Source organism: Halopseudomonas oceani, from assembly GCF_963677335.1.
Taxonomy (GTDB): domain Bacteria; phylum Pseudomonadota; class Gammaproteobacteria; order Pseudomonadales; family Pseudomonadaceae; genus Halopseudomonas; species Halopseudomonas oceani.
Window position 1 is genome coordinate 3,532,423 of the sequence record NZ_OY781932.1, and the last position, 12,947, is coordinate 3,545,369.

Here is a 12,947-nt window from a genome sequence, read left to right on the forward strand (position 1 = left end):
CTAGAAATGAAATGGCCTTGCGGCCCTCTAATCACGAATTCAGTTCGACGACCTGCCAGCTACCCGCAGCAAATACCAGTCGCCGGCCACAGCCATGCTGCGCCGCGTCGGAGTCACCCTGCCCCGGTAACGCGACGATGACGCGCTCACCCTGAGCGCGCAATTGCGCTACTGCGTCCTGCAGCCCCACCTCGGCACTATGTGGCGCCCAGATGCCAGCAGGAACCTCCGCATCAACGATTTGCCCACGCTGAACCAGGAAGCGCAGGTCAGTGGAAAAGCCGGTTGCCGGGCGGGCGCGACCAAAATCACGACCAATATCATCATATCGCCCGCCCTGCGCGACGCTTTGCCCAACGCCCGGGACAAAAGCCGCAAACACAACACCCGTGTGGTAATGATAGCCACGCAATTCGCCGAGGTCGAAATACAGCGGCACACCGGGATAGCGCCGTGCCAGCACCTGTGCAACCTCGGCCAGATCATCCAGCGCCGCCATCACAGACTCAGGCGCACCGTCCAACAGGACGTGTGCACGATCCAGCACCTCGACACCCCCGGACAACTCAACCAAGCTGCACAGCATGGCACCCAGAGATGCCTGCGGCAGATCACCCACCAGCTGGGCCACCTCGTCTGCCGCCTTACGCTGCAGGGCGTCAAACAACGCCCGTTCGGTTGCCTCATCCAGATTGGCTGCCTGCACCAGGCCGCGATAAATCCCCACATGCCCGATATCCAGATGCACACCCTCGACCTGACAGACGCCCAGCGTCTCCAGCATGAGGGAAATAACCTCGACATCACTGGCACTGGACGCGTCGCCGTAGAGCTCGGCACCAAGCTGAATCAGACTGCGTGAGGTAGACAACGGGCGCGGCAGCGTATGCAGCACGCTACCGCAATAACAAAGACGGGAAGGGCCCTCTGCCCCCAGGGTATGCGCATCGATACGCGCAACCTGCGGAGTAATGTCTGCACGCAAACCGAGCATCCGGCCAGACATCTGATCGGTCATCTTGAACGTCTGCAAGTCAAGATCATGACCAGCACCGGTCAACAGCGATTCGAGGTATTCGATATGCGGAGTAATGACCAGGTCATAGCCCCAGCGGGAGAACAGATCCAGCAACTGCCGACGGGCTGCCTCAATACGCACAGCCTCGCGAGGCAGCACCTCGTCGATGCCATCGGGCAGCAACCAGCGATCTACAGTAGGCATTTTCAGAACCTTTCATACAGGGTGACGATGGAGCGGGCCAGCGCCCTGCTCGAACTACGCCACCTGGCGAACCAGATACAGACACAGGGTACCGAGCAACATACTGACAAGACCTGCCAGTCGCACCTGACGCGCACTCAGGTCGCCGATACCGCTCATCATTCGTTGCCAACGCTCAGGCATCAGGAAAGGCAATATGCCCTCAAGCACCAGCACCAGACACAGCGCGGTAAGAATTTCCTGCCACATGCTGCCCTCTTGAGCGCCGACCCGCCCGCCGTAACGGCTTCAAGCGGTCACAAAAAAGCCGGGATTTCCCGGCTGCGCAAGTGTAACACGTTTTCTGCGGCGGACACCCCGGCATTAGCCCCAATTAAGCGAGCCGCCGACAGAAAAACGGGCCACCCCATGGGCGACCCGTTACACTTACTGCAGACTCCGATCAACGCTTGACCGGATTACCCTGCATATACTTAAAGAACTCGCTATCCGGGTCCAGCACCAGCATGTCGGAACGGCTGGCGAAGCTCTCACGATACGCCTGCAAACTGCGCGAGAACGAGTAAAACTCGGGATCCTTGTTGTAGGCTTCGGCATAGATCGCGGCCGCCTTCGCGTCACCATCACCGCGAATCTTCTCAGACTCACGGAACGCCTCGGCAAGAATCACACGCTGCTGACGATCAGCATCCGCGCGAATACCTTCTGCCAGCTCCGTCCCCTTGGCACGGTGCTCACGCGCCTCGCGCTCACGCTCGGTACTCATCCGATCAAAAACGCTGCGGTTAACCTCGGCAGGCAGATCGATTGCTTTGACCCTGACGTCTACCACTTCGATACCCAGCTCACGACGCGCGCTCTCATCCAGGGTTGCGGTGATATCCGCCATCAACTGATCACGCTCACCCGAGACCACCTCATGCAACGTGCGGCGAGCCACCTCGTTGCGCAGGCCGGATTCAAGCTGGCGCGACAGACGCTCTTCAGCAATCGCACGCAGACCTGAGGTTGCGGTGTAGAACAGCTGCACATCTGCGATCCGCCACTTGGCGTAGGAATCGACCATCAGCGCCTTCTTCTCCAGCGTCAGATAACGCTGAGTTGCGGTATCGAGCGTCAGCAAGCGACCATCAAAAGTATGCGCTTCCTGCACAAACGGCAGCTTGAAATGCAGACCTGGAGCAACGTCGCTCTCCACTACCTTACCGAACTGCAGAACAATGGCGCGCTCTGTCTGGTTGACGACAAAGAAGGCGTTCCAGCCAACAATGATCGCCGCCAGCAGAACAATCAAACCCATCAGAGACTTGTTACTCATCAGCGAGACTCCCTGGAACGCAGATCGCGCTGCTGCGAAGAAGTTGAACGGCTGGCAGAAGAATCGCCCTGCGAAGCCGACGGCAAACTGGACGAGCCACTCACCGACGGAGACGCACTACCACCCTGCCCCATCATCTTGTCGAGCGGCAGATACAGAAGATTGTTACTGCCCTCGCCGCCTGACACCATAACCTTGCTGGTGCTGCTCAGCACGTCCTGCATGGCATCCAGGTACATACGCTCACGCAACACACCTGGCGACGCCTGATACTGCTCCAGCAGGAGGTCAAAACGCTTAGCCTCCCCCTCAGCGCGAGCAATCACTTCATCATGGTAACCGCTGGCCTCTTCGAGCATGCGCTGGGCGCGGCCGCGAGCTTCAGGAATGACACCGTTGGCATAAGCCTCAGCCTGGTTGCGGGCACGCACTTCGTCTTCCTTGGCGCGAATCACGTCATCAAACGCGTCCTGCACCTCAGCTGGCGCCTGCGCATTTTCAATGTTGACCTGAGTAACGGTAATACCAGTATTGTAAGCATCCAGGTAGCGCTGCAGACGCTCGGTAACCTCTACCGCCATCTGCTCACGACCTTCGGTCAGCACCTGGTGCATCGGCGTCGAGCCAACGACGTGCCGCACCGCACTTTCGGTAGCGTGACGCAAGCTAGTTTCCGGGTCTTCCACCTTGAGTACGAAGTTTTCCAGGTTGGAAATGCGGTACTGAATCGCCACCGGCACTTCAACGATGTTCTCGTCTTCGGTCAGCATCTGCCCTTTCTGACGATAGGAACGTACCTGAGTAACATTGCGCTGGAACTTGCTTTCCACCGGCGGAAAGTACAGATGCAAGCCGGAACCAACCGTACGGTTGTACTCACCAAAACGAAGAATAACCGCCTGCTCCTGCTCATCGACCATATAGACGGCCTTGAACGCCCAGAAACCGAGCACCAGAATCAGCGCCAGCCCCCAGATCCAGCCCGGAATACCACTGCCACCGCTGCCGCCCCGGTCAGAGCCGCCGTTGCCGCTGCGCTTGCCCGAGCCAAAAAGGTTGTTCAGGCTATCCTGTAACTTGCGCAGCGCCTCATCCAGATCCGGCGGACCTTGCTTGCCGCCGCGATTACCACCGCGATTGCCACCGCTACCCCAAGGGTCCTGGTCGTTTGAATTGTTGCCGCCACCAGGCTCATTCCAGGCCATAGCGTTCTCCGTTGTCTGTAACGTTCAAGGTCCGGGAGTTGCCCCGTAACCGGGTGCCATCCTACCGTAAACCGCGCGACGTACGCGAACCACGCCCGCGCACTTTCATTGCAAAGTATGTTGCTGCAGAAACTGCTCCGGTTGCCAACCCTCGCGCTTGAGCAGACGATTAAAATCACTGCGCTGCAGGCGCACATCCAGTTGCGGGCGCCCGTCCTCACACACGGACTCACTCAGCACCGCCCCCACAGCATAGAACTGGGCGCGCAGGCGTGCTTCGGCATACCCCAGCACAATCTGCTCATGTATCACGTCATCACCAACGCGCTCAGCGATAGCCTGCTGCAGCAAATCCAGCCCCAGCCCCTTCTGGGCCGAGATCCAGACACGCACCGCGACACCGTCTTCGTTGCGCTGGATTTGCGGCTCAAACCCGTCAATCAGGTCAATCTTGTTGAAAACCTCAAGCGTCGGCAGCTCAAGCGCACCGATCTCGCCGAGCACCACATGAACCTGCTCCATGTTGGCTTCGCGCTCTTCGTCCGCAGCGTCAATCACGTGCAGCAGCAGATCAGCCTGGCTGGACTCCTCAAGCGTGGCGCGAAAAGCCTCGACCAGCTTATGCGGCAGATGCCGAATAAAACCTACCGTGTCAGCCAGAATTACCGGACCAACATCATTGAGCTCAATCCGCCGCAGGGTCGGGTCGAGGGTCGCAAACAGCTGATCAGCCGCGTACACCTCGGAGGTGGTCAGAGTATTGAACAGCGTAGACTTGCCCGCGTTGGTATAACCCACCAGCGAGACAACAGGAATTTCGGCTCGACGACGGGAACGCCGGGCCTGATCGCGCTGACTGCGAACCTTCTCCAGCCGCTTGGTAATCTGCTTGATGCGAACCCGCAACAGTCGGCGGTCGGTCTCCAACTGGGTTTCACCCGGCCCACGCAAACCGATACCACCTTTCTGGCGTTCAAGGTGAGTCCAACCGCGAACCAGACGAGTGCTCAGATGGTCGAGCTGGGCCAGCTCAACCTGCAGCTTGCCCTCATGGGTACGAGCGCGCTGCGCAAAAATATCGAGAATCAGGCCGGTTCGGTCAATCACACGACACTCAAGCTCTCGCTCAAGATTACGCTCCTGACTGGGCGTCAGAATGTGATTAAAAATAACCAGATCACCTTCACTGGCCTTCACCAGCGCTCGCAATTCCTCGACCTTTCCAGGGCCAATGAGGAATCGCGGCGTCGGCTTGTGACGCGTAATGGTAAGGAAACCTGCATTTTCAGCTCCGGCAGAACGCACCAGCTCGATGAATTCGTGCGGATCTTCCCGGCGCTGCTCATCTACGCCTTCAAGGTGAACGAGGATCGCACGCTCACCCCCTTCGTGACGCTCAAAAAACAATCAGGCCCCCTGCATCATCAGGAATTGCCGGCTTCAGCTTCATCTGCACCTGGCTGAGTCGGCAAACGTACCGGGCGACCCGGAACGACGGTAGAAATTGCGTGTTTGTAGACCATCTGGCTGACAGTGTTCTTCAGCAGAATGACAAACTGGTCAAAAGATTCGATCTGGCCCTGCAGCTTGATGCCGTTAACCAGATAAATGGATACCGGAACACGTTCCTTGCGCAGAACGTTCAGGTAAGGGTCTTGTAGAGAATGCCCTTTTGACATTGCCTCACTCCTTTCATGGAAACCGTATAATTTTTACGCATCATAACAATGCAATTTGGCCGGCCTGTCCATTATCCGAAAGACGAGCAGGCTTGTACCGCGCACAGACTAAGGGCTGGCGGAAGCGTCAGAACTATATTGCGACGGCTTCCAGCACTTTCAAGGCCCGCTCAAACCTTTTCGGATCAAGACTGTCGAGCCATTCAATCGGCGCATGCCAGCCACGCAACCAGGTGAACTGCCGCTTGGCCAGTTGGCGCGTCGCGATGATTCCGCGCTCGCGCATTTGCTCGTAATCAAGCCGACCATCCAGATAATCCCAGACCTGCCGGTAACCGACCGCACGAATGGAGGGCATACTGACATCCAGATCCCCTCTCGCGTGCAACGCTTCGACCTCTGAAATCAGCCCTTGTTGCAACATCAGCGAAAAACGCTCGGCAATTCTTTGATGCAGAACCGAACGTTCCTGCGGCGCGACCGCCAGATAGCGCACAGTATAAGGTAAAACACCGCTCTCCGGCGCCTGTCCTGAGGCTTTTTCTGCGTGCTGACGTCGGTGCCATTCACTCAGTGTAATACCGCTGCTGAGAAATACCTCATACGCTCGCTGAATACGTTGCGGATCGTTCGGATGGATGCGCGCACCGGCCTCTGGATCAGCAGCCGCCATTGCCGCATGAACAGCCTCCCAGCCCTGCTCCTGCGCCAACGCCTCTATTCGCGCACGAACAGCCGGATCAGCCGAGGGCATGACCGCCAGACCGCCCATCAGCGCCTTGAAATAGAGCATGGTCCCGCCGACCAGCACGGGCACCTTGCCCCGCGCGGTAATGTCCCGGATCAGCGCCAGCGCGTCATCGCGGAAACGCGCCGCAGAATAGGGCTCAGCAGGATCGAGTATGTCAATCAGGTGATGGGGATAACGGGCAAGAGTCTCGGCGTCGGGCTTGGCAGCGCCGATATTCATGCCGCGATATACCAGCACGGAATCAACACTGACCAGCTCACAGGGAAAGCGATCAAACAGATGCATCGCCAGGTCGGTCTTGCCGGACGCTGTCGGCCCCATAAGACAAATCAGCGGCGGACGTTCAGATGTCGCCGGACCAGCCAGCCGCGCCATGCTCAACGCCCCCGCAGGAACAGTTTGTCCAGCTCGGCCATGCTCAACTGAGTCCAGGTTGGGCGTCCATGATTGCACTGCCCACTCCGCTCAGTCTGCTCCATATCACGCAGCAATCCATTCATCTCCGCCAGTGTCAGGCGCCGATTGGCGCGCACGGAGCCATGGCAAGCCATGGTCGCGAGCAACTCATTAAGGTGCGCCTGGATGCGGTCGCTGGTGCCGTACTCCAGCAGATCGCTCAGCACATCGCGCACCAGTTGCTCCGCGTCGGCCTGCCGCAACAACGCTGGTATCTCGCGAATGGCCAGCGATTCGGGGCCCATACGCTGCAAGGACATTCCCAAACGAGTGAACCACTCGGCATGCTCATCAGCGCAATCAGCCTCACGCTGGCTCACGGACAGGGTTTCCGGAACCAGCAATGGCTGACTGCGCAGCCCCTCCTGGTCCATCGCCAGCTTTAACCGCTCGTAAGTAATCCGCTCATGGGCGGCATGCATATCCACTACCACCAGACCGAGCGCATTCTCAGAGAGAATGTAAACCCCATGTAATTGTGCAACCGCATAACCCAGCGGCGGAATCTCGTCGTCCTTCGACGCCTCTGGCAGACCTGCGCTGACCGGCCCAGCACCGTACAGGCCTGCATAGGCCGCACCAGTACCTGCGGGCGGCGCCTGCAACGGTGAGTGGGGCGACCTGTCACCGGCATCCCAGCGCGCAGGCGGCTCGTTCAGCGCCATACGCTGCTGACCAGAGAACACACCGGCATCGATCCCACTTGCGGCAGGCTGCGCCTGCACCGGATTCAACGCCGGAGCAACAGCGGCCTCGCCATCTTCCCCATCCACCTGATCGCCCGGACGCTGATCCGCCAGCGCGCGGTACAAGGTGCTGAACAGAAAGTCATGCACCATCCGTCCATCACGGAAGCGAACCTCATGCTTGGTCGGATGCACATTCACATCCACCACAGCGGGGTCCAGCTCCATAAACAGAACAAAGGTCGGATGACGACCGTTGAACAGCACATCGCGATAAGCCTGACGCACAGCGTGCACTACCAGCTTGTCGCGAATCATCCTGCCGTTAACGAAGAAATACTGCAGATCAGCCTGGCTGCGCGAAAACGTCGGCAACCCAACCCAGCCCCATAACCGCAAGCCACTGCGCTCATGGTCGATGAATCGTGATTGCTCGACGAACGCCGGACCACAAACCGTCGCAACGCGACGACGCGCTTCCTGCTCGGTGCGGGCGGGCGGCAGACTGAACACCGGCCGACCGTTATGACGCAGATTGAAACCGACATCAAAACGTGACAACGCCAGCCGCTTTACCACCTCCTCGAGATGGGAAAACTCGGTCTTTTCGGTGCGCAGAAACTTGCGCCGGGCCGGCGTATTGAAAAACAGGTCACGCACTTCAACGGTCGTGCCCTGAGGGTGCGCTGCAGGCCGGATGTTCGGGGCCATGTCGCGCCCCTCGGTTTCAACCTGCCAGGCCTGGTCTGCCCCGGCAGGACACGAAGTCAGCGTCAACCGGGAGACCGAACTGACCGAGGCCAGCGCTTCGCCGCGAAACCCCAGAGTTGCAACCTTTTCCAGATCGTCCAGGTCACGGATCTTGCTGGTGGCATGACGGGACAGTGCCAGCGGCAAGTCATCCTGCTCAATTCCTGAACCATCATCGCGTACGCGCAGCAGCTTGACGCCCGCTTGCTCGACGTCGATATCCACGCGCGTGGCGCCGGCATCAAGGCTGTTTTCAAGCAATTCCTTGATAACCGAGGCAGGACGCTCAACAACTTCACCAGCCGCGATCTGGTTAGCCAGACGCGGGCTCAATAATTGAATTCGGGACATATCAGCGTTCGTTCTGGACCAGCATGCTGCTGGCCGGCACCTTGAGCACCTGGCCAACCCGGATCTGATCAGTAGAAAGGTCATTGGCCGCGCGCAGACTTGCCAGCGAGACCTGATAGATGTTGGCGATCATCGAAAGGCTGTCACCGCGGCGTACCGTATGCTCACGGGGGCCCTGCGCCAGCTGACCACTCGCTTTGAGTGCAGCAATACGAGTTCCCGGCGGTGGGTTGCGATGGAAATAGCCTCTAAGCCCGGTATAGATGGCCCGCGCCATGGCCTGCTGATGACTGCGAGTCACCAGCTTGCGCGCCTCGCCAGGATTCGAAATAAAGCCGGTCTCAACCAGAATCGATGGGATATCCGGTGATTTCAGCACCATGAAACCGGCCTGTTCCACACGTGACTTGTGCAGACGATTTACCTGACCGACAGACGAAAGCACTTGCTGCCCCGCATCCAGGCTCGCCGACAGGGTTGCCGTCATCGACAAATCAAGCAGCACACTGGCAAGCACCTGATCCTTGTTATCGAGGCTCACCCCACCGACACCGCCGATCAAGTCGGAACGGTTTTCCCGATCAGCCAGCAGGCGTGCCGTCTCCGAGGTTGCCCCACGATCAGACAGGGCGAACACGGATGCACCGTTGGCACTCGCCCGGGTAAAGGCATCGGCATGGATCGAGACAAACATATCTGCGTTGTGCTGACGAGCGATCTCCGTGCGCCGGCGCAGGGGGATGAAGTAATCCCCGGTCCGCACCAGCTCTCCCCGGAAACCCGGCTCGGCGTCAATCAGGCGCTTGAGATCACGGGCAATAGCCAGCACGACTTCCTTCTCACGCGCTCCGCCATAGCCAATGGCGCCCGGGTCCTCACCACCGTGACCGGCATCAATTGCCACCACAATATCTCGGCTGCCAGCCTCTGCTGCCGAGCGAGTCGACGTCTGCGGCAACGGTGTTGCAGAAGGGGCAGCTGGTTGCGGCAAGGAAGCCGATGGCCGCGTCTGGTCGTACAGATCAACCACCAGACGATCCCCATACTGCTGGTTGGGCGGCAACACAAAGCTTTTGGGGTTGACCTGCTCGGAAAGATCAAGCACCACACGCAGTCCGTCGCCGTCACGGGGGGCAGCCCGCAAGCCCCGCAGCGGCGTGTTCTCCAGCGGCAGCGCACTGGTATCGGCCACCAGACGTGCGTTGCTGATGTCGATGACGATGCGTTCGGGATTGGACAGAGTGAACAGGGTGTGCTCGGCAGGCCCACTTAAATCAAACACCAACCGAGTATTGTCGGGTGCCCGCCAGAGACGGACACTTTTGATGTCCGCAGCCTGCACAAAGGACGACAGCAGCCCCAGCAGCGCAGCCACTGCGCCCAGCCGGGCAAGACGCCCCTTCCTCACGCTTGTGCGTATCACGCTAGCCTTCACTCCGCATCTGTTGAATCCGTTGACACGTCATTTCCCCGTGTGAAGTCTCACCGGTCAATGTCAGACGCCGCCCGTCGCCCACGGCATCAATGGTAATCGTCAGGTCCGGTCTTGGCAAAACTCCCCGCCCCTTCTCCGGCCATTCAATAAGGCAGAGGTTTTCCCCGTCAAAATAGTCGCGAACGCCGAGAAACTCCAGCTCCTCAGGACTGGCAAGACGATATAAATCAAAGTGATAGACGTTGGCACAGGCAAGCTCGTAGGGCTCCACCAAAGTATACGTGGGGCTTTTTACCGGTCCCTGCTGGCCAAGTGAGCGAATGATACCGCGACTCAGCGTGGTCTTGCCCATCCCCAGATTGCCATCCAGGTAGACAACACCATGCCCCTGCAAGGCGCTGGCAATATCACCACCCAACGCTGTCATCGCCTCTTCGCCAACTGCATGCAACTCCAGCCTCATTCGACTCCCCGCTGATTCAATACCCTGCGAATGGCAGGCATCATGTCGCCAGCCCTGATACCCACCTCGCCGCAGCTCAAGGCCAACATGTCGCCTGCCAGCGCGTGAACCAGCACAGCATACCTCGCCGCCTGCTCGGCGGGAACGCGCTGGGCCAGCAGCGCCCCCAGCAACCCGGAGAGCACATCACCCATACCTCCGACTGCCATACCCGGATTGCCCGCCCCACAGACCGCGGGCAACTGCTCCATCGCCACCGGACTGGCAACCAGCGAGCCCGCCCCCTTTAGAACCGCATGACAGCCGAGAGGTTCGATCAAACGCTGCACCGCGTCGAGGCGATCGCTCTGCACCGCGCCAGTTGAGCAACCCAGCAAACGCGCAGCTTCAGCCGGATGCGGCGTAATGACGGTGTTTGCACCCAGAGTGAGCGGCCCTGAGCATTGAGCCAGCAGATTCAGCGCATCGGCATCCAGTACCCGGGGCAACGCTGCTTCCAGGCACGCTGACAGCATTTCCTCCGCCCAGCCAGTGCGCCCCAACCCAGGCCCCACCACCAGCGCATCCGCCGTGGCCAGCAGTGGCGCCAGCTCCTTAACGCTCGCGACGGCCCTCACCATCACTTCAGGGCTCCGCGCCAACAACGGCGCAACGTGCTCAGCGCAGGTCGCCACGCTAACCTTGCCGGCGCCGCTGCATAGCGCCGCTTCCGCCGCCAGCATGATTGCACCACCCATGCCCGGCCCACCACCGACCAGCAGCAGATGACCGAAGCTCCCCTTGTGCGCCGACCGTGTCCGCGCCGGCAAGCACCCTCGCCAGCGCTCCAACTGCAACAATTCCAGCGACCCCGGCACCTCTTCTGGCAGCGGCTCGGCTAACGCCGCGTAAATCAGTTCGCCACAAAAATCCGGCCCCAGCGCGGTCAACAAACCCAGCTTCAGGGTAATAAAAGTAACCGTAGCATCAGCCTGAACCGCGGCGCCCAAAGGGAGGCCACGATCCGCATCCAGCCCGCTGGGCACGTCAATGGCAAGCACCGGACACGCCGTGTTGTTTATCGCGGCTATCGCCTCAGCGAAGTGCGCGCGCACCGCCCCGGTCAGCCCGGTGCCTAGCAGCGCATCCACTACCACGCCATCAAGAACCACATCCGGCGTCCATGCCAGAACCGAAACACCTACCTGTTGCGCCTGCTGCCAGGCGATAGCAGCATCACCAGTTAGTCGCTCTGGCGGCGACAGCGTCCACACGTGCACACGCCAGCCCTCAGCAAGGGCAAGGCGGGCCAGCAGGTAGCCGTCACCCGCGTTGTTGCCCGCGCCACACAAGACCGTGACACATCCGACATCGGGCCAACGGGCCAGCAGTGCCTGCCAGGCCGCCTGCGCAGCACGCTCCATTAGCTCAATTCCGGCAATCCCCGAGGAAATCAGGGCAGCGTCCATCTGTCGGGTCTGCTGACGGGAATGGACCCAGAATGGCATCGGATCGGACATCGATAGGCTCCTGCACGGGTTGTCTGGCACAATTATACGGGAATCCTGCCACCCAGCCCCAGCAACCACATGCCCGATACCGCAGACTACCAAGCCATCGCCGACCAGATTCGCGCCCTTGCCGGCGAGCTGGGGTTCCAACAGCTGGGTATCGCCGCTCCCGATATCGGTGATCACGAAGAATGGCTCCAGCGCTGGCTGGCGGCCGGATATCACGGTGAGATGGAATGGATGGCCAGCCACGGCACCAAGCGCACCAGGCCGGCAGAGCTGGTTCCCGGCACTCAACGGGTCATTTCAGTGCGCATGGACTATCTGCCGGCAGACAGCGCTATGACCAAGCGTCTGGCCAACCGCGATAGTGCTTATATATCCCGCTATGCGCTGGGACGCGACTACCACAAACTGATTCGTCGACGACTGCAACAACTGGCTGACCGCATCCAAAACCTGATTGGGCCGTTCGGCTACCGCGCCTTTGTCGACAGTGCGCCAGTCATGGAACGCGCCCTAGCCACGCGCTCCGGTCTGGGCTGGATTGGCAAGAACACCATGCTGATCAACCGCAAGGCCGGTAGCTACTTTTTCCTCGGCGAGCTGTACACCGATCTGCCGCTACCGCTTGATAAGCCTCAGCAGACCGAACATTGCGGCAAATGCACGGCCTGCCTTGAACGCTGCCCTACCGACGCGTTCGTCGGACCGCATCTGCTGGACGCTCGACGCTGCATCTCATACCTGACAATCGAGCTGAAAGGCGCGATTCCCGAGCAACTGCGCCCCCTCATGGGAAACCGGGTGTTCGGATGCGATGACTGCCAACTGGTCTGCCCCTGGAACCGTTTTGCCAAGGCGACGACGGAATCGGACTTCAGCCCTCGCCACCAGCTGGATCAGGCCGATCTGGTTGAGCTGTTCAGCTGGGACGAGGACACCTTCCTGCAGCGCACCGAAGGCTCCCCGATTCGCCGGATCGGTCACGAGCGCTGGTTGCGCAACCTGGCGGTAGGCCTCGGTAACGCCACCACCAGTATTCCCGTGATCGAGACCCTCAAGCGGCGTCGCAACGATCCGTCAGAGCTGGTACGCGAACATGTAGCCTGGGCACTGCGGCAACACGGCGTTGCCTGAT

General features: G+C 59.9%; 12 protein-coding genes. 1 reads left to right on the plus strand and 11 read right to left on the minus strand.

Annotation, left to right across the window (positions count from 1 at the left end; translation table 11 throughout):
- Positions 1-31: 31 nt before the first annotated feature.
- The 11 genes from ACKPCU_RS16585 to ACKPCU_RS16635 form a co-directional block, all read right to left on the minus strand.
- The gene (locus tag ACKPCU_RS16585) at positions 32-1,222 is read right to left on the minus strand and encodes an ATP phosphoribosyltransferase regulatory subunit (RefSeq protein WP_104737292.1); all 1,191 of its coding nucleotides are present in this window, start codon (positions 1,220-1,222) and stop codon (positions 32-34) included.
- A gap of 54 nt (positions 1,223-1,276) precedes the next feature.
- Positions 1,277-1,471, minus strand: coding sequence for a DUF2065 domain-containing protein (locus ACKPCU_RS16590; RefSeq protein WP_104737293.1), 195 nt, complete (start codon positions 1,469-1,471; stop codon positions 1,277-1,279).
- A gap of 193 nt (positions 1,472-1,664) precedes the next feature.
- Positions 1,665-2,540, minus strand: a complete 876-nt coding sequence (gene hflC, locus ACKPCU_RS16595; RefSeq protein WP_104737294.1) for a protease modulator HflC — start codon at positions 2,538-2,540, stop codon at positions 1,665-1,667.
- Entirely contained in the window at positions 2,540-3,745 is a 1,206-nt protein-coding gene (gene hflK / locus ACKPCU_RS16600; RefSeq protein ID WP_104737295.1) for an FtsH protease activity modulator HflK, read from the minus strand. Before hflK ends, hflC begins: the two co-directional genes overlap by 1 nt.
- Positions 3,746-3,850: 105 nt before the next feature.
- Positions 3,851-5,152, minus strand: a complete 1,302-nt coding sequence (gene hflX, locus ACKPCU_RS16605; protein ID WP_104737296.1) for a ribosome rescue GTPase HflX — start codon at positions 5,150-5,152, stop codon at positions 3,851-3,853.
- Between the two features lie 17 nt (positions 5,153-5,169).
- On the minus strand, positions 5,170-5,424 hold the full coding sequence (gene hfq, locus ACKPCU_RS16610; RefSeq protein WP_104737297.1) for an RNA chaperone Hfq: 255 nt from the start codon (positions 5,422-5,424) through the stop codon (positions 5,170-5,172).
- A 133-nt stretch (positions 5,425-5,557) separates the two neighbouring features.
- On the minus strand, positions 5,558-6,550 hold the full coding sequence (gene miaA, locus ACKPCU_RS16615) for a tRNA (adenosine(37)-N6)-dimethylallyltransferase MiaA (RefSeq protein WP_321348410.1): 993 nt from the start codon (positions 6,548-6,550) through the stop codon (positions 5,558-5,560).
- A 2-nt stretch (positions 6,551-6,552) separates the two neighbouring features.
- Positions 6,553-8,418: a DNA mismatch repair endonuclease MutL gene (mutL, locus tag ACKPCU_RS16620; protein WP_321348413.1), complete on the minus strand. Its 1,866-nt coding sequence runs from the start codon at positions 8,416-8,418 to the stop codon at positions 6,553-6,555.
- A gap of 1 nt (position 8,419) precedes the next feature.
- Positions 8,420-9,841 carry an N-acetylmuramoyl-L-alanine amidase gene (locus ACKPCU_RS16625; RefSeq protein ID WP_407651768.1) on the minus strand — a complete coding sequence of 474 codons (1,422 nt, stop codon included), beginning with the start codon at positions 9,839-9,841 and terminating at the stop codon, positions 8,420-8,422.
- Between the two features lies 1 nt (position 9,842).
- Positions 9,843-10,316 (minus strand): tRNA (adenosine(37)-N6)-threonylcarbamoyltransferase complex ATPase subunit type 1 TsaE, encoded by a 474-nt coding sequence (gene tsaE / locus ACKPCU_RS16630; protein ID WP_104737301.1) that lies wholly within the window; start codon positions 10,314-10,316, stop codon positions 9,843-9,845.
- A complete protein-coding gene (locus tag ACKPCU_RS16635; protein WP_321348416.1) occupies positions 10,313-11,815 on the minus strand; it encodes an NAD(P)H-hydrate dehydratase in 1,503 nt (500 codons plus the stop codon). The genes tsaE and ACKPCU_RS16635 overlap by 4 nt, the downstream gene beginning before the upstream one ends.
- Before the next feature lie 69 nt (positions 11,816-11,884).
- Between ACKPCU_RS16635 and queG the strand changes: the two genes are divergently transcribed.
- Positions 11,885-12,946, plus strand: coding sequence for a tRNA epoxyqueuosine(34) reductase QueG (queG, locus tag ACKPCU_RS16640; protein ID WP_321348418.1), 1,062 nt, complete (start codon positions 11,885-11,887; stop codon positions 12,944-12,946).
- Position 12,947 lies beyond the last annotated feature (1 nt).